The organism is Janthinobacterium sp. GL_088 (genome assembly GCF_057837845.1).
This window is the reverse complement of record NZ_CM174453.1, coordinates 2649008-2666164: the sequence shown is the minus strand read 5'-3', so window position 1 is coordinate 2666164 and position 17157 is coordinate 2649008. Positions and strand designations below refer to the sequence as shown.

Annotated in this window: 14 protein-coding genes; 11 read left to right on the top strand and 3 right to left on the bottom strand. The window is 61.6% G+C overall.

Features of this window, described 5'->3' with window-relative positions; translation table 11 throughout:
* The first annotated feature begins 34 nt into the window (after positions 1-34).
* From AC3IQ7_RS12160 to AC3IQ7_RS12135, 6 genes are all read left to right on the top strand, one after another.
* On the top strand, positions 35-769 hold the full coding sequence (locus AC3IQ7_RS12160; protein ID WP_322428581.1) for a TetR/AcrR family transcriptional regulator: 735 nt from the start codon (positions 35-37) through the stop codon (positions 767-769).
* Positions 766-2109 (top strand): ABC1 kinase family protein, encoded by a 1344-nt coding sequence (locus AC3IQ7_RS12155; protein WP_489209784.1) that lies wholly within the window; start codon positions 766-768, stop codon positions 2107-2109. Before AC3IQ7_RS12160 ends, AC3IQ7_RS12155 begins: the two co-directional genes overlap by 4 nt.
* 164 nt (positions 2110-2273) lie before the next feature.
* A complete protein-coding gene (locus AC3IQ7_RS12150) occupies positions 2274-2663 on the top strand; it encodes a hypothetical protein (RefSeq protein ID WP_099379679.1) in 390 nt (129 codons plus the stop codon).
* Between the two features lie 130 nt (positions 2664-2793).
* Positions 2794-3444, top strand: coding sequence for a DJ-1/PfpI family protein (locus tag AC3IQ7_RS12145; protein ID WP_322428584.1), 651 nt, complete (start codon positions 2794-2796; stop codon positions 3442-3444).
* A gap of 114 nt (positions 3445-3558) precedes the next feature.
* Complete coding sequence (locus tag AC3IQ7_RS12140; protein ID WP_322428585.1) at positions 3559-4086, top strand: DUF2867 domain-containing protein; 528 nt, start codon at positions 3559-3561, stop codon at positions 4084-4086.
* Positions 4087-4407: 321 nt separating this feature from the next.
* Entirely contained in the window at positions 4408-5376 is a 969-nt protein-coding gene (locus AC3IQ7_RS12135) for an IS1595 family transposase (protein WP_489209781.1), read from the top strand.
* Between the two features lie 39 nt (positions 5377-5415).
* Here AC3IQ7_RS12135 and AC3IQ7_RS12130 read toward each other — a convergent pair whose 3' ends face one another.
* The 3 genes from AC3IQ7_RS12130 to AC3IQ7_RS12120 all read right to left on the bottom strand — a co-directional run bounded on the left by AC3IQ7_RS12130 (position 5416) and on the right by AC3IQ7_RS12120 (position 9499).
* A complete protein-coding gene (locus tag AC3IQ7_RS12130; protein ID WP_489209779.1) occupies positions 5416-7062 on the bottom strand; it encodes a methyl-accepting chemotaxis protein in 1647 nt (548 codons plus the stop codon).
* Between the two features lie 88 nt (positions 7063-7150).
* The gene (locus AC3IQ7_RS12125) at positions 7151-8272 is read right to left on the bottom strand and encodes a patatin-like phospholipase family protein (RefSeq protein WP_489209777.1); all 1122 of its coding nucleotides are present in this window, start codon (positions 8270-8272) and stop codon (positions 7151-7153) included.
* A gap of 312 nt (positions 8273-8584) precedes the next feature.
* Complete coding sequence (locus tag AC3IQ7_RS12120; RefSeq protein WP_322428588.1) at positions 8585-9499, bottom strand: LysR family transcriptional regulator; 915 nt, start codon at positions 9497-9499, stop codon at positions 8585-8587.
* 133 nt (positions 9500-9632) lie between these two features.
* Here AC3IQ7_RS12120 and AC3IQ7_RS12115 point away from each other — a divergent pair, with 133 nt between their 5' ends.
* The 5 genes from AC3IQ7_RS12115 to AC3IQ7_RS12095 all read left to right on the top strand — a co-directional run bounded on the left by AC3IQ7_RS12115 (position 9633) and on the right by AC3IQ7_RS12095 (position 17075).
* Entirely contained in the window at positions 9633-11159 is a 1527-nt protein-coding gene (locus AC3IQ7_RS12115; RefSeq protein WP_489209775.1) for an MFS transporter, read from the top strand.
* 221 nt (positions 11160-11380) lie between these two features.
* Positions 11381-12601, top strand: coding sequence for a maltoporin (locus AC3IQ7_RS12110; RefSeq protein WP_099380242.1), 1221 nt, complete (start codon positions 11381-11383; stop codon positions 12599-12601).
* Between the two features lie 415 nt (positions 12602-13016).
* Positions 13017-14027: a substrate-binding domain-containing protein gene (locus tag AC3IQ7_RS12105; protein WP_322428590.1), complete on the top strand. Its 1011-nt coding sequence runs from the start codon at positions 13017-13019 to the stop codon at positions 14025-14027.
* 240 nt (positions 14028-14267) lie between these two features.
* Positions 14268-15905 carry an alpha-amylase family glycosyl hydrolase gene (locus tag AC3IQ7_RS12100; protein ID WP_489209772.1) on the top strand — a complete coding sequence of 546 codons (1638 nt, stop codon included), beginning with the start codon at positions 14268-14270 and terminating at the stop codon, positions 15903-15905.
* A gap of 84 nt (positions 15906-15989) precedes the next feature.
* Positions 15990-17075: an ABC transporter ATP-binding protein gene (locus tag AC3IQ7_RS12095; protein WP_489209770.1), complete on the top strand. Its 1086-nt coding sequence runs from the start codon at positions 15990-15992 to the stop codon at positions 17073-17075.
* Positions 17076-17157: the final 82 nt, after the last annotated feature.

The window sequence follows — 17157 nt, the reverse complement described above, 5'->3', positions numbered from 1 at the left end:
ACCCCGACATTCCACTCTTCTTCAAATTTCAATCATGCGTACTTCCAAAGCCCAACAAGCCAAAAACCATCGGCTGATCATTCAGACCGCAGTGGACCTGATGACCCAGCATGGGTTTGAAGGCACCACGATGAAGCAGATCGCGCGTGCCGCCGACGTGGGTGATGCCACCATCTACAAATACTTCCCTACCAAGGAGAAACTGGTAACCGCCTACTTTCAGCAAGCAATTGCAGACGCAGTGGCGCAGGCCGAGAAGACGGAGGGACAGAACGAATTTTCGTTGCAGGAGCGTCTGCAACTGGTGATCGAGAGTCTGCTGGAAGGTTTGCTGGCCGACCGCGAATTTGTGGGCCTGGCGCGCGGCATGGTGGAGCGCGCTCCCACGCTGCTGTTGGGCGAGCAACTACCCGGCAAGCCTTTGCTCCGGCAAACCTTCCTGCAGATGCTGGAGCAGGCCGAGACGACCGGTGAAATCGTGCCTTGCGGCTTCAAGCCCAGCCTGGCCGGACTGTTGGCCGACTATGTGTACGGCGTCATTGCATACTGGCTACGCGACACCTCCGAGCATTTTTCCAACACCACGCAAATGGTCGATTTAAGTTTGGGCGTGCTGGTGTTAGCCTTGCGCAGCGGCCTGGTGGACAAGCTGCTCGAGCTGGGCGGCTTCATGGTGCGCAGCCAGCTGGCGCGCCTGCTGCAAGACGGCAATGGCTTGCTGGATCTGCTGCAATTGGCCCGCCGCGGCTTGGGCGGGGTACGCTCATGATGCCCACGACTAAGACGAACAAAGTTTCGCAGTTGCCGCGTACCGGGCGTCTTTCGCGTGGCGCGATTGTCGGCATGGCAGTGGCGCGGGCCGGGCTGACCCACCTGGGACATAAGGCCAAGTCGATGACGCGCGACGATGCGAAAACGGAACAGGCCCGCGTGGCACATGGGGCGGAACTCGGGCGCATCCTGTTTGCCGCGTTGAACCAGCTCAAGGGCACGGCACTCAAAGCCTCGCAGCTGCTCAGCATGGAACTGGGCTTTCTACCCGAGGGCATGCGCCAGGAACTAGCTCGCGCCCACTACCAGGTCACGCCGCTGAACCGCGCGTTGGTGATCAAAGTGATGCGCCAGGAGTTTGGCCAGGATCCGCAAGCCCTGTTCCCGCAATTCGATCCGATCGCCTTTGCTGCCGCCAGTCTGGGTCAGGTCCACGCCGCCATCATGACCGACGGCCTGGCAGTGGCCGTCAAGCTACAATACCCCGGCATGGCGGACTCCATTGGCAGCGACATGCATATGCTGCGCAGCCTGCTACAAGCCTTTGCGGAACGCTCGGATATGATGCCCAAAGCCGATATCATCGCGCGCATGATGGATGACATCGAACAAAAACTGGCCGAGGAGCTGGACTATTTGCACGAGGCACAGACCATGCAATGGTTTGCACAGCATCTCACGCTGCCGGGCCTGGTGATCCCCCAGCCGGTCATGGGCCGCACCACACGTCGCGTGCTGACCATGCAACGCCTGCCGGGACTGCATCTCAACGAATGGTTGCTGACCGAACCCGATCAAGCCGCACGTAATCAGGCTGGTCAGTTGCTGTTTGACGCCTTCTTTCATTGCACCTTTGTGCTGCGCCGCTTGCAAGCCGACCCGCATCCGGGCAACTATCTGTTCATGCCGGATGGCCGAGTGGGCCTGCTGGACTTTGGCTGCACCCGCACGCTGGACGCTGACTTTTGCAAAGCGCTCAGCGCGCTTTGGTCGGCACAGTTGCGCGACCCGGCGGACCACAGGGCCATGCAGCAGGCCTATCGGGACCTGGGCCTGATTGAGCCGAATCTGAATGAGCAGGACTTTTGCCAGCAATTGCTGCCGGCAATGGCCGAGCGGCATGCCTGGCAGAAGTTGCCGTTTACCGTGGCGGTATATGACTTTGCGCAACACCCGCCATACCCACGTCCGTCAGCCGAGCATCAGCGCCAGGCACTTCGGCACCTGCAGTCCTTGCCGGAGGAACTGCCCTACGTAGACCGGGCCTATCTAGGTCTGATCCAGCTTCTCAAAACCCTCGGTGCACGTGTGCGCACCACCAACCCCTGGATTCGTTAAATGCATACCACGTTTCTGCTTCCGGGATGCGCAGTCTTCATCATGCCTGGCAGCAGCCATGCCGCGCTCGCGCAATATCTGAGCACCACAGCTCAATCACCCAGCGTTGCACTTGATCCTTGAAACCATCAAGCCTATCGGCAACTCGCTCGAAAAGAAAAAACATGTCCCAGTCTGCGTATAGCGCCAAAGTATTCGCCATCTACTTGTTCGTCGTTGGGCCCATGTTGGTCGTCGCGCCGAACTTCTTGCTGTCGATCTTTCAAATTCCGCCAACCTCCGAGGTCTGGATTCATTTGCTTGGCGTTATCGTATCCATGATTGGCGTCTATGCGTGGGTCGCAGCCAAGCACGAAAACAAGCCGTTTCTGGTAGCGTCGGTATACACGCGCCTCTTCGTATTCGCGGCCTTCACGACCTTCGCCGCCATTGGCCTTGCCAGCCCAATGATCGTTTTTTTCGGAGTAGCAGATCTTCTTGGAGGAGTGTGGACCTACTTCGCACTGAAAGCCGACGCGCGGTCGGCAAGAACTGTCCTGGCGGGCCAGCACTGAGGCCCGTCCAATCAGGAAAAAAGTTCTTCACGAACAGATATTGGGTGGACTTATTCACAACTTCGGACTCAAAAAATGTGGTGCTCGTCCGTGGTCTAATTTTGAATCGACGCAAACGGCGGAGCGCAACATGAAGAAAATAGTCATCGTGATTTTTGATCATTTCACCGATTTGGATTTGTTCTTGATGTGGGACATCCTCGGCAGGAACAAGACGGACTGGCAAGTGAAGATATTGGGAACAAAGGAAGCGCACCCATCCGCAAACGGTCTGCTTATCAAGACCCACGGGTCCATCAGCGAAGCGAATGACGCAGACCTTGTATTGTTTTCCAGCGGTAAAGTTGGCGTGAAAGGCGCTATCGCCAACCAGGATTTCATGCGTGCATTTTCCCTGAATCCAGATACGCAGCTCATCGGATCGATCTGTGCCGGCTCGTTCATTCTTGCCAAGTTGGGTCTGCTGGCATCGGGGCCGGCCACGACTCATCCCGATGCCAAAGAGGAACTGCAAGCCCTGGGAATTGACGTTCTCGATTTGCCCTTGGTATGCCAGGGGAATGTTGCGACCGCAGGTGGCTGTTTGTCTGCCGTGTATCTGATCGGTTGGGCCGTTGAGGCCTTGTTCGGCCGGGACAAACGTAAAGAAACACTCAGGGAACTTATTCCGGCCGGCCAAAGCGCAATCTATGAGCGACTAATTGATACGAGTATCCGCGACGCCATTGCCCCGAAAGCAGGAGTTGGCGCAATATTAGATGGAGCATGCCGGCCCATGTGACCACGATGCAAGCATTCCGTCCGCCAGAGCACGTTTGCAGACTTTGAATGCGCGCTAATCAAAACAACCGCAGTCCAACCGTCACTCACTCACTTTACAGAGAGCGTTTTATTCATGACAAACGAAGCAAACAAAGTCTTCTTCATTTCCGCACCGGCAGCAGCCATGTCGGCGTCAGGATTGACGCGCATTGATTTCTCCGACGGCTATTCCGGTCAGGCGGATCGAACCTACGTTGACGCCGAACAAGCGGGGCGCGCCGTGTTCGCTGAACCGCATCGCATGCTCACCTGGCTCATTATTGTGCGCAACGCAATCGTCGCACCGTTGGGACTAAAGAAAAGTATTAGCTTTAGCGATCGCGGGCTGGGAAAGATTGGCATGTTTCCGATTATTTCCAGTACGGGCACTGAAGTCGTCGTCGGTGGCGACGACAGGCATCTGGATTTTCGGATCTGGATAAGCATTCAACCGAGTCTGAAGGGATCGGAAGTGACGATTTCAACCTTGGTTAAAATAAACAATCTCTTTGGAAGAGTTTATTTGTTTATCATCATGCCGTTTCATAAGCTCCTGACTCGCTCGCTGTTGGAGCGCGCGGTCAAGCGGCGCGACAAGGTGCACCGTATGCCAGAAAGGTGACCTCATTGTTGCCGCTAAGCCAATATTGACCATCTAAAGGCAGCGTAGGAGTTTCCAGCGCCCGGCTTGCGGGACAGCCTCCGCAAGCCCGGTGACCAACCCACACATCGGTGAGCGACTGGAAGAATTCGAACCACGCGAAATCCGGCGCATCCTGGCGGCCGTTACGAAGTGGGCCACAGGCGCAGCACGTCATCGCTGGCGCATTGGATGGTTCCGCCGCATAAAAAAGGCTCTGTCATCGACAAATAGGGGAACTACCGGAATCTTCCCTTGGCATTGCTGTCTGACTCTGCATACTTACCACACAGGGAGCAGATCATGCAGCCAGCCGAATGGATCCGTTTTATCGCCCAGTTTGCTCACCTGAGCCGACGCCAGCGGCAGACAGGCATGGCTCTGCTGTGTGGCAACGCACCGCAAGACGCGACCGTCGCATTGCTGGAAAGCGTGGCGCAGCCGCGATTGGTCTGTCCCGCCTGCCGCTCGCCTCACCTGCACCGGCATGGCCATGCGCACAGCTTGCAGCGCTACCGCTGCGTGCCCTGCGGGCGCACTTTCAATGCCTTGACGGGCACGCCGCTGGCCCGCTTGCGTCACAAGGCGCTATGGATCGCGTATGCCGATTGCCTGCTCGACTCCGCCTCGGTGCGCCAGGCCGCTCAGCAGCTGGGATTACACCGCAACACCACGTTTCGCTGGCGCCACCGTTTTCTCAGCGTGGCGAAGACGGACCGGCCGCATGGCCTGCATGGCATCGCCGAGGCCGATGAATTCTACGTGCTGGAATCGGAAAAGGGATCGAGGCAGATGACGCGTCCGGCCCGCCGTCGTGGCGGCCATGCCTTTAAACGTGGTATCTCGAATGAGCAAGTCTGCATCCTGGTGGCGCGCGACCGCACGGGCCAGACCCTCGATTTCGTCACGGGCAAAGGCGCGTTGACGAAGGCGCAGCTGCACCGATGTTTGTTGCCTGTCATCGACAAGGATGTTCTGCTGGTAACGGATGGTCATGCGGCCTACCGGGCGTTTGCGAGGGAAGCGGGTATCAGCCACGAGGCCGTCAACTTGCGCGCCGGCATCCGTGTGCAGGGCGCCGCGCATGTGCAGAACGTCAATGCGTATCACAGCCGCTTGCGGCAATGGCTGCGTCCGTTTCACGGCGTGGCCACGCGCTACCTGCCAAATTACCTGGGCTGGCGCTGGATACTCGACGCCGGACGCATCCGTTCACCAGAAACGTTATTGAAAGCAACGCTGGGCGCATTCCCACATCTGACGGTGACATAGCCTAAAAAAAACCCCGGCGTATCGGGGCAGTCACAAGGTTTAAGCGCGGGCACTGCGGCCAGGCAGCGCCAGGCGCCGGCTGGCGGCGGCCGTTGCCGGGGCCGGCAAGCCGCCCGCCGCTTTCAACGATTTTGCCTGGGCATCGCCGCGCAGGCGGAACACGGCCACCACATCGACCAGCTCGACGGCTCGGTCTTGCAGCGAGGATGCGGCGGCGGCGGCCTCTTCCACCAGGGCCGCGTTCTGCTGGGTGACCTGGTCCATTTGCGAAATGGCCTGGTTCACCTGCTCGATGCCGGCGCTTTGCTCGTGGCTGGCGTTGGCGATGTCGCCCATGATGTCCGTCACGCGGCGAATGCTGGCGACGATTTCTTCCATCGTCGCGCCGGCCTGGTCGACCAGCACGCTGCCCGTGTTGACTTTATCGACGGAATCCTCGATCAATCCCTTGATTTCCTTGGCGGCCGCCGCCGAGCGCTGCGCCAGGTTGCGCACCTCGGTGGCCACCACGGCGAAGCCACGGCCCTGCTCGCCCGCTCGGGCCGCTTCGACGGCCGCGTTCAGCGCCAAAATGTTGGTTTGGAAGGCAATGCCGTCGATCACGCCGATAATGTCGGCGATCTTCTTCGCCGATTCGTTGATGGAACCCATCGTGCCCACCACTTGCGCCACCACGGCGCCGCCTTTGCGAGCCACGTCCGAGGCCGACACGGCCAGCGCGTTCGCCTGGCGCGCATTGTCCGTGTTCTGGCGCACGGCCGAGGTCAGCTCCTCCAGGCTCGATGCCGTTTCTTCCAGGGAAGACGCCTGCTGCTCCGTGCGCACGGACAAGTCCGCATTGCCAGCGGAAATCTGCGCGGCCGCCACGCTGACCGTATCGGCCGAGGTGCGCACGGTGGCGATCACGCCGACGATACGCTCAAGGAATTTGTTGAAGGCCGTCGCCGTACGGCCCACTTCATCCATGCGTTCGACGGGCATGGCGGCGGACAGGTCCAGCGAGGCGCTGACCCTTTCCAGCGTGTGTTCGATATTGCCCAGTCCGCCGCTGATGGTGCGGTAGATGTGCCAGGCCAGCGCACCCGTCAGCAGCACGGCCACGCCCAGCACGGCCAGCATGGTGTTGAACGCCGTGTCGTAGGCGGCCAAGCTTTCCGCTTTGACATCGTCGACCAGCTTGTTGTTGTAGGCGATGTGGTCATCCATGCTCTTTTTCGCGGCGGCGGCCGTGATGGCCAGTGGCGTGCCAGCCAACAAGGTAGCGCGCACGCCATCCATGTCGCCCGCGTAGGCGGCGGCAAAGAATGGCGCCAGCGCGCGGCGGTAGGCTTCCATGGCGGCCTGGTCGGCGTCGAGCATCTTGCTGTCCGTCGCGTCGTACAGGCGCTCGGCGCGGTAGGTGGCAATGACCTTGTCGAAATTCGTATTGGCGTCGGCCACGGCCTTGTCCAGCGCCGTCTTGTCGGCCAGGTTAGAGAACACAGACAGGCGGTAACCGGCCAGGCGCGAGTCGGCCAGGAAACCCTTGGCCGCATTCAAGCCCTGGATGCTGGGAATGATGCGGTTTTGCACGGTGTCAAAACGCTCCTGGGCGCGCTGCAGCTGGATGGCGCCGCCAGCGCCCAGCAATAGCAGGGCCAGCAAGGCGATGGTGAGGGTCAGAATTAATTGCTTGGTGATATTCATGGTGTTTCACAGTAAAAAGTGTGGCCTGGCAAGGCCAGGCGGGATAAATAGCTGCCGATCAGGTGGCCGGGATCGCTTGCCAGCGGTACTAGGCCGCCAGCGGTGCTGCGTCAGGCGTGCGGCGCAGCAAGTCGCCATGCTGGCGGCAAAACGCCAGGCCCGCCTTGTGGCCCACGTCGAACAGCAGCTGCATGTTCGAGCTGGACCAGTCCAGGGTGTCGGGCCAGTGCTGCTCCGGGATGCCGCCCATCAGGTCGAGCTTGAGCAAGCGCCGCCTGGGCTGGCCCGTGCGCGCATCCGTGTTGTGCTCGAGTTCGAACAGGCGCAGCTCGCTTTTGGAAATTTTCACCAGCGGCGTGATGATGGAGCGCACCCACGCGTCGTACAGGTTGCGCGGCTTGCGCAGCAAGCGCTCGTCACCTAGGATGTCGAGGATGACCAGGGTGTCGGCATCAGCATGTTCGCCCTTGCCTTCGATAAACGGGTCGAAATTGAGCGTGTCGAGCGCCGCGCCTTCGATGTAATCATCGCCGGCGATGGTCGTGGGCGCATACAGGAAGGGAAACGACAGGGCAGCGCGCACGTGGATCGGCTCGATCTCATGCTTGCCCCAGATTTGCATGCGGTGCTCGCTGAGGTTGTAGGCATTGATGTAGAAATCGGGGCGCATGCGCGCCACGCCCGAAAAATCCACGGCTTTTTCCAGGAACGGCAAGTGCGCGCACAGGCCCAGGCTTTTCGCCGACAAGTCCGATGGCGACAGCGACGACACCATCAATTTTCCCCAGTCCGACCAGGCCGTGGGCACGCCCGCAAACGTTTGCTGGAACGCCTGAAAAAAAGGATTGTTGGCTGGCGGCTGGAAGGCGTCGCGGAACGTGCTCGCATGCATGCCCGGCTTCTGGAATACCTTGTAGTTAATCGGAATCATCTTGTAGATGCTGTCAGCCACGCCCGTGTCGGCCCAGCTTTGCAAGGCCTGGCGCGGCGTGGCTTCATGCGGCGTCGTGTAAAGCAAACCCATCAACACACCGGCGCCCGAGGCGGAAATGACGTCGAACTCGATGCCTTCGTCGAGGAAAGCGGCCAGGGCACCAGCGATCAAGGTGGAATTTGGTGCGCCGCCACCCAGCAGCAGACCCGTTTTGCGGGCCGGTTTCGCTGGCGCGGCTGGCGCCGGATCCGGCGGTGTCGTCGTGACTGTCTTCATGCACACTCCCTGAACGGAACGGGGTGATTACCCCTAATTGTTGGTTACTACACGCGTATGGCGCCTCATCATGCACTTATTTCCGCAACCATGAAGTTGATGCAATGTTGTGGAAACAGATATTAAATTAACATAAATAAATTCCTTATGGCAATTTAGTTAACGCATGATGGGTATTCAGAAAGGGTATAAGGTGACGGCGCGCGGCGTAGCGTGGTGCATTGCAGCAAATAAATGTTCCGCGATGCTAGGAAAAATCTCTGTAGGGTAGGAATATTCCTCAACCAGCCGCCATGGCGGCTGTCAGGCCATTCAGGGGATGGAAGGGAGCGAGGAAAAATGCAGGTGGGTACACAAATGGTCAACAAAGACGCGAATTTTGGGCGACAGGTGGCGGCTTGACGGCCACAGCACCCAGAACTTGCTCGAATGCAGTAAATAGCCGGCCAGCACGGCTTGCAATTCGCCCCGAGCGATGGCATCGCGCACGATAAAGTCAGGCAGGTAAGCGAGGCCGACGCCCTGCGTGGCGGCGCCGATCAAGGCTTCGATATTGTTGCAGGTCAAGGCGGTCGGCAAGCGCAACTCGCCGCCGCTGTCGCCCCCGGCGCGCTGCAACGCCCATTCCTGCAGTTTCCCAGTGGTGGGGAATTTATAGCGCACGCAAGCGTGCCCTTCCAGCGCGCGCGGCGTGGCCGGCACACCATGGCGGGCGAAATACGCGGGCGAACCGACGATGGCAAAGGCAAACGGTCCCAGTTCGCGCGCCATCAGCCGCGAATCCGTCAAGGTGCCGCTGCGCACGGCCACGTCGACGCCTTCGGCCACCACATCGACCAGGCGGTCGTTGAAATCGAGGTCGAGCTCGATCTCCGGGTACAGCCGGGTAAACTCGGCCAGCAGGGGCAGGATGATGCGGTAGCCGATCACGGGCAGGCTGACCTTGAGCTTGCCGCGCGGCGCCTCGGCCAGGTGCGACAGTTCCGCCTCGGCATCACCGAGGTCGGCCAGGATGCGCTGACAGCGCTCGTAAAACAGCGCGCCCTCGTTGCTCAGGCTGATGCGCCGCGTGCTGCGGTTGAGCAGGCGCACGCCCAGCTTTTCTTCCAGCCGCGCCACGCTCTTGCCCACGGCCGAGGCCGACACCCCAAGCAGCCGCCCGGCCGCCACATAACTGGAAGTTTCCGCCGCGCGCACGAAGGCGGCAATGCCGTTCAGATTATCCATGCCATCTCGCTATCTTTATTAGAGAATATTTGTCCGTTATGAGTGGATTTTCAGCCACTTTTCCATGGATTACGTCCATATTATCATCGGATTCCCTCTTTCTGGAATCATTCCCATGGATACGAATCACCGTATGAAGCCGGCCTCCCCGGCCAGGCGCGCCTTCGTGCTGGCCGCCGTCTGCCTGGCCGCGCTATGCATGCCGCTCAGTTTTACGGGGCCGGCCATCGCCATTCCCGCCATCGCCGCCGACCTGCACGGCACGCCGCTGGCGCTGGCGTGGATCACGAATGCCTTCATGCTCAGCTTTGGCGGTTGCCTGATGGTGGCCGGCGCGCTGGCCGACCGCTATGGCCGCAAGCGCGTGTTCTTGCTGGGCATGGGCGTGTTTTCCGCCGCCGCGCTGGCGCTGTCGGCCGCGCCCGGCATTGTGTGGCTCGACGTGCTGCGCGCCGTCCAGGGCCTGGGCTGCGCCATGGCCCTGTCGAGCGGACTGGCGGCCCTGGCACAGGAATTCGACGGCCCTGCCCGCGCGCGCGCCTTCAGCCTGATCGGCACGGCCTTCGGCGTGGGCCTGGCCTTCGGCCCCTTCCTGGCAGGCACCTTAATCACCCGCACGGGCTGGCGCGCCATTTTTGTCGCCACGGCCGCGGCCGGCCTGGCTGCCCTGCTGGCCGCCGCGCGCGCCATGCGCGAATCGCGCGACCCGCAAGCGCAAGGCGTGGACTGGCCCGGCGCCCTGACGTTTACGGGCGCCTTGTCATTGTTTACCTATGGCTTGCTGCAGGCGCCCGACAGTGGCTGGGGCAGTGCCGCCAGCCTGGGGCTGCTCGGTGGCGCGGCCTTGCTGCTGGCTGCATTCATCCGCGTGGAGCGGCGCGCGGTGCGGCCCATGCTGGATTTGTCGCTGTTCCGCCTGCCCGCCTTTGCCGGCGTGCAACTGCTGGCGGCCGCGCCCGCGTTTTCCTTCGTCGTGCTGCTGGTGTTGCTGCCGGCCCGCTTCATCGGCATCGAAGGCTACAGCGCGCTGGAAGCGGGACGCATGATGATTGCCCTGTCGGCGCCCATGCTGGTGCTGCCGGTTCTCGCCGGCCTGGCGGCGCAACGCATTGCCCCCGCGCACATTTGCGCCAGCGGCCTGCTGCTTGCGGCGGGCGGCTTGCTGTGGCTGTCGACGTGCGCGCCGGGCCAGTCGCCCTACACTTTGCTGGGGCCGCTGCTGCTGATCGGCTGCGGCATCAGCCTGCCCTGGGGTTTGATGGATGGCCTGGCCATCAGCGTCGTGCCCGTCGAGCGGGCCGGCATGGCGGCCGGCATCTTCAATACGACGCGTGTGGCGGGCGAAGGCCTGGCGCTGGCCATCGTCAGCGCGCTGCTGGGCACGCTTACTGTCGCGGCGCTGGCCGGCATCGGCGCACAACAGGCGGCGCACGCGGGGGCCTTCCTGGCCCTCGGCGAGCTGCGCCATGCAGCTACCCTGTTGCCGCAGGCCGGCGTCGCCGAACTGGCGCAAGCGTACGGCACGGCCTTCCGTCACTTGCTGTATGTGCTGGCCAGCATTACGACGGCCTCGGCACTGCTGATCCTGGCATTCCTGCGTCATCCGGCCCCTGCCGCAACGGACACTGCCGCCCTGCCCGCCTGCAAGGCACAGCAATAATTCACGACCATCATTCCGTCTGCCGTACACGGCGGCGCCCACGCGCCGCCGCCCTCCCTGATGTTTCTCCGCAACACCTAAAAAGTTTCAAGGATTAAAACTAGTTTACTGATCAAAGCGCTTTGAACTATACTCAAAGCGCTTTGAAACATAACTAAAGCGCTTTGGTTGTGCGAAGTTATGCGCACCGATCCCACACCTATAAAAACACTGGAGACGCAATGAACAAACATTTCTTGAAAACTTTGCCTGCCGCCGTGGCGTTGGCCTTGAGCGCTTCGGCCGCCCAGGCCGCCCTGCCGATCGATTTCGGCGGCTATATCCGCTCGGGCTTCGGCACCAGCAGCGAAGGCGGCAAGGAAGCGTGTTTCGGCCTGGCCGGCGCCTCGTCCAAGTATCGTCTGGGCAATGAGTGCGAAACCTACGGCGAGCTGAAATTCGGCGGTGAAGCCTTCAAGGCAGCCAACGGCACCACTTTCCGCATCAATACCCTGGTGGCGTTCTCCGTCAACCAGAACCAGGACTGGGAACAATCGGACCCGTCGTGGCGCGAAATGAACGTCGTTGCCGACAAGATCGGCACGGGCGCCTTCGCCGAAGCGCGCGCCTGGGTCGGCAAGCGCTACTACGACCGCCAGGACGTGCACATCACCGATTACTACTTCTGGAATAACAGCGGCCCTGGCGCCGGCCTGGAAAACATCGACCTGGGCGCCGCCAAACTGGCCTACGCCATCGTGCGCACGGCCGATGACGGCGACAGCAAGCGCATGGGCCTGTCCCACGACTTGCGCTTCTCCGGCATCAAGGTCAATCCGGACGGCGAACTAACCCTGGGCTTGCAATTCAATCAGAAACGCAACGCGCAAGGCGCGGCCCCCATCGCCAGCGGCCACTTGCTGACCATCATGCATACGCAAGGCAATTTGCTGGGCGGCTTCAACAAGGTGGCATTGCAGTACGGCAAAGGCAGCGCCGCCAACACGGGCGGCTTCAGCCTGGGCGCAGACAAGGATGACAAGGTCGTGCGCCTGACGGAACAGATCATGATCCAGCCCAAAGGCGCCTGGTCGGGCATGGGCACTTTCGTCTACGAAGACAAGGAATCGGCAGGCGTGAGCAGCAAGTGGACGTCGATCGGCGCGCGTCCCGTCTACCACTTCACGGACAACTACAGCCTGGCCGTGGAACTGGGCCACGATATCGTCAAGCCGGAAGGTGGCGAAAGCCGCAACCTGACCAAGCTGACCTTCGCGCCGCAATTGTCGGCCGGCAACAGCTTCTGGTCGCGCCCCGTGCTGCGTGCCTTCTACACCTACGCCAAATGGAACAAGGCAGCCCAGTCGGCCGCCGCCGCGGAATCGGCGCTGTCGTCGACGGGCGTGTTTGGTGGCAAGACCAACGGCAGCTCGGTTGGTTTCCAGGTCGAGTCGTGGTGGTAAGAACATCTGAAAAACGTCCATGGCGGCGTTGCACGGTCTTGCCGTACTAGCGTACTGTCTGCGACCGTGCGCCTTGCCCTGAACGTTTTATCAGACGCTCTTTATTAATCAGAGACATCCAACACTGGCTGATGCCGCAAGGCGCCAGCCACTGGCAGCAGCACCGCCCGCTCATCCAGGGGCAGGTAGTAACCGGACCCACCATTTCGCCGCTGCACGCGATGGCCGGCAGCTTCAATGTAGTGATTCAGCAGTATCCTCTTTTAGCGCGGGCGCCCCTGGGTTTGCCCGCGTATTTTTTTGGGCGCCGCCGCTTGCCATACCCCTGATCAATCCGGCATTTATCAGATAAACTACCCTTTATCGCGCCGCAACGCTCCCGACCCACCCTGGATAGACCCCGACTGCAGCATCCATGAACCTCAAAAATCTCGCCAAAACGCTAGGAATATCCGAAACCACCGTCAGCCGCGCCTTGAATGGCTATCCTGAAGTAAGCGAACGCACGCGCGAGCGGGTACTGGCCGCCGCGCAGGCGGCCGGCTACCGCCCCAATCCCATGGCACGCAGCCTGGCCGTCGGGCGCACGAATATCGTCGGCATCATCTACCCGCTGATGCCGAACGACCTGGCCGATCCCATGTTCATCGAGATCGTCGGCGGCATGTCGGAAGCGCTGGAAGCGCAGCAGATGGACATGATGATCGCGCCCGCCTCCGCCACCAATGAATTCCATACGTATGAACGCATGGTCAAGGGCCGCCGCATCGATGGCCTGATCGTCGGCCGTACAAAGCCGTTCGACGAGCGCATCGCCTACCTGGCGCAGCAGGGCATGCCGTTTGTCGCGCATGGCCGCACGCAGCTGAACCAGCCGCACGCGTGGTTCGACTATGACAACGAGGCCGGCATGCGCCTGGCCGTCGAGCGCCTGGCGCAGCTGGGCCACCAGCGCATTGGCCTGATCAGCGCCACGCCGGACCTGAACTTCGTGCGCCAGCGTGTGGAAAGTTTCCAGCACGCCATGCAGGCGGGCGGCCTGGCCGTCGACCCGGACAACCTGGTCGACAACGCGCACGACCGCCGCGCCGGCTACCAGGCCATGCAGCGCCTGCTGGCCCGCTCGCCCCGCCCCACGGCCGTCATCGTCGACAATCACATGTCGGGCGTGGGCGCCGTACGCGCCCTGCTCGACGCGGGCATCGCCATCGGCCGCGACATGTCGCTGATCGTCTGGGGCGTGATGGAAGATTCCCTGGCCGGCCACAACGTCACCACCGTCGTCCAGCCCGACCCGCGCGGTGCCGGCGCGAAGATGATCCATATGCTGCTGGCCCTGATGGACGGCACGCCCGTCACCGACCTGCAGGAACTGTGGCCGTGCGAACTGTTGCCGGGCGAGTCGGCCGGCCCCGTGCCGCACTAGGCGTTTTTCGCTGTCCCTACGCCGCCGGCCGCCTGGCCGGCGCGGCCGCATTGTTGTCCTGAATTACCCTCATAAAAAAATCGTATGTCTGGCGCGTGTATCGCTTTACTTTTCAAAGCGCTTTGAACTATACTCATTTCATACCCAAAGCGCTTTGAATTTTAAAATAAGACGTTCGCCTACCAACCAGCAGCGCCGCCCTGATAGCCAAGGCTACAGGCAACTTTTAAGAAATCATTCATGCCGACCATCCAGAACAATCTCGCCCACCTGCCCGCCGACTGGTGGCGCAGCGCCGTCATCTACCAGGTTTATCCACGCAGCTTCCTCGACAGCAATGGCGACGGCATCGGCGACTTGCCCGGCATTACCTCCAAGCTCGATTACATCGCCGCCTTGGGCGCCGACATCGTCTGGATCTCGCCCTTCTTCACGTCGCCGATGAAAGACTTCGGCTACGACGTGGCTGACTTCTGCGACGTCGACCCCATGTTTGGCACCCTGGCCGATTTCGACCGTCTGGTGGCGCGCGCCCATGAACTGGGCTTGAAAGTGATGATCGACCAGGTGCTGTCGCACTCGTCCGACAACCACCCATGGTTCGTGGAAAGCCGCTCCAGCCGCGACAATGCCAAGGCCGACTGGTATGTATGGGCCGACCAGAAACCGGACGGCACGGCGCCGAATAACTGGCTGTCCGTGTTTGGCGGTTCCGCCTGGCAATGGGAGCCGCGCCGCGGCCAATACTTCCTGCACGATTTCCTCGCCAGCCAGCCTGACCTGAATTTCCACAACCCGGCCGTGCAGCAAGCGCAGCTGGACAACCTGCGCTTCTGGCTCGAGCGCGGCGTCGACGGTTTCCGCTTCGATTCCTGCAACTTCCCGTATCACGACCAATTGCTGCGCGACAATCCGCCAGCCGCGCAACGCGATGCGAGCAGTGTGTCGGCCATCAACCCGTACGGCATGCAGGCGCACGTGTACGACAAGACGCAGCCGGAAAACATCGCCTACCTGCAGCGCGTGCGCGCCGTACTTGACGAGTATCAAGCCATTTCCATCGGCGAAGTGGGCGACGACAATGCGCTGGCCACCATGGCTGCCTACACGGGCGCCGACAAACTGCACATGGCCTACAGCTTCAACTTGCTGACGGCGGAGTTTTCCGCCGCGCACATCCGCACCCAGGTGGAAGAGTTCGAGGCGCAAGTGGCCGACGGCTGGGCTTCCTGGTCCGTGGGCAACCACGACAGCGTGCGCGTCATGACGCGCTGGGGCGGCGAGAATCCATCGCCCTCGCTGGCCAAGGTGGTGCTGGCCGTGCAGGCCGCCCTGAAAGGCACGCCGTGCCTGTACCAGGGCGACGAGCTGGCCCTGACGGAAGCGGACATTCCTTTCGAGGCGCTGCAAGACCCGTACGGCATCCCGTTCTGGCCACAGTTCAAGGGCCGCGACGGCTGCCGCACGCCAATGCCGTGGGTGGCCGATGCGCCGCATGGCGGTTTCAGCAATGCCAAACCTTGGCTGCCCGTGCCGCCCGAGCATCTGGCGCGCGCCGTTGATGTCGAAGAAAACGATTCCGCTTCACCATTGCGGTTTGCGCAGAACATCCTCGCCTGGCGCCGCACCCTGCCGCAATTGCTGCGCGGCGACATCGTCTTCTTCGATGCGCCGGAACCCGTGCTGGCCCTGCGCCGCGACTTGCCAGGCCAACCGTCCATCCTGGCGGCCTTCAACCTGGGCACGCAAGCCGTCACCTTCGCCTGGCCAGACGCGGCGCCGGCGGCCGACCTGGCCGGTCACGGCTTGCCAGGTAATAAAGATGGCCAGCAGATCAGCCTGCCCGCGCATGGCGGCTGGTTCGGCACCCTGGCGTAAATCGCAGGCTTTGGCGGCCATGCCGCCAATTACAATAACGAGCCCTGCGCATCAGCGGGGCCAAATTGAGATGATGAGGACGACATGGCTGGACTGAAATTAGCAGGGCTGAAAAAGGCATATGGCGACGTGCAAACCCTGCACGGCATCGACCTGGAGATCGCCGACGGCGAATTCATGGTCTTCGTGGGCCCGTCGGGTTGCGGCAAATCCACCTTGCTGCGCAGCATCTGCGGCCTGGAAGAAATCAGCGGCGGCGACTTATATATCGGCAAGACACGCATGAACGATGTGCCGCCCGCCAAACGGGGCATCGCCATGGTATTCCAGAGCTACGCCCTGTACCCGCACATGAGCGTGGCACAAAACATGGCGTTTGGCCTGAAACTGGCTGGCATGAACAAGGTGCAGATCGCCGACGCCGTGCAGCGCGCCGCGCAAATCCTGCGCATCGAACCGTTGCTGGAACGCAAACCAAAAGACTTGTCGGGCGGCCAGCGCCAGCGCGTGGCCATCGGCCGCGCCATCGTGCGCAAACCCGACGTTTTCCTGTTCGACGAACCGCTGTCGAATCTCGACGCCTCGCTGCGCGTGCAGATGCGCATCGAACTGGCGAACTTGCACCGCGAATTGCGCTCGACCATGATTTACGTCACGCATGACCAGGTCGAAGCGATGACCCTGGCCGACCGCATCGTCGTGCTCAACGCGGGCCGCATCGAGCAAGTGGGCGCACCGCTGGAGCTGTACCACCACCCGGCCAACCTGTTCGTGGCAGGCTTCCTCGGCTCGCCCCGCATGAACTTCCTCAAAGGCAAGATCCACAGCTATGCGGACGGCGTGGCCACCATCGCCACCAATGCGGGCGGCATGCTGCAGGCCGTCCTGACACAGCCGCTTGCCAGCGGCACCCCCGTCACCGTCGGCGCGCGTCCCGAACACGTGCAGGCGTGCGCGCCCGGCGCCACTGCCGCCATCACGGCCACCGTGCAGGCGGTGGAAAAACTGGGTGACATCAGCTATCTGTATGTGCAGGTAGCGGGCGGCGACGAGCCGCTGGTGGTGCGCGCCGATGCGGAAACGGACTGGGCCATTGGCCAGTCCGTGGCGCTGCAGATGGCGCCGGCCCGCGTCCACGTGTTCGACGAGCATGGCCAGACCCGTACCTGATTCCAAATTTAAGGGGCCAGGCGCTACAGGCGCCGCCTGGCCTGGTTGCATCGTTTCAGCCTTGATACTCAACATAAACTTA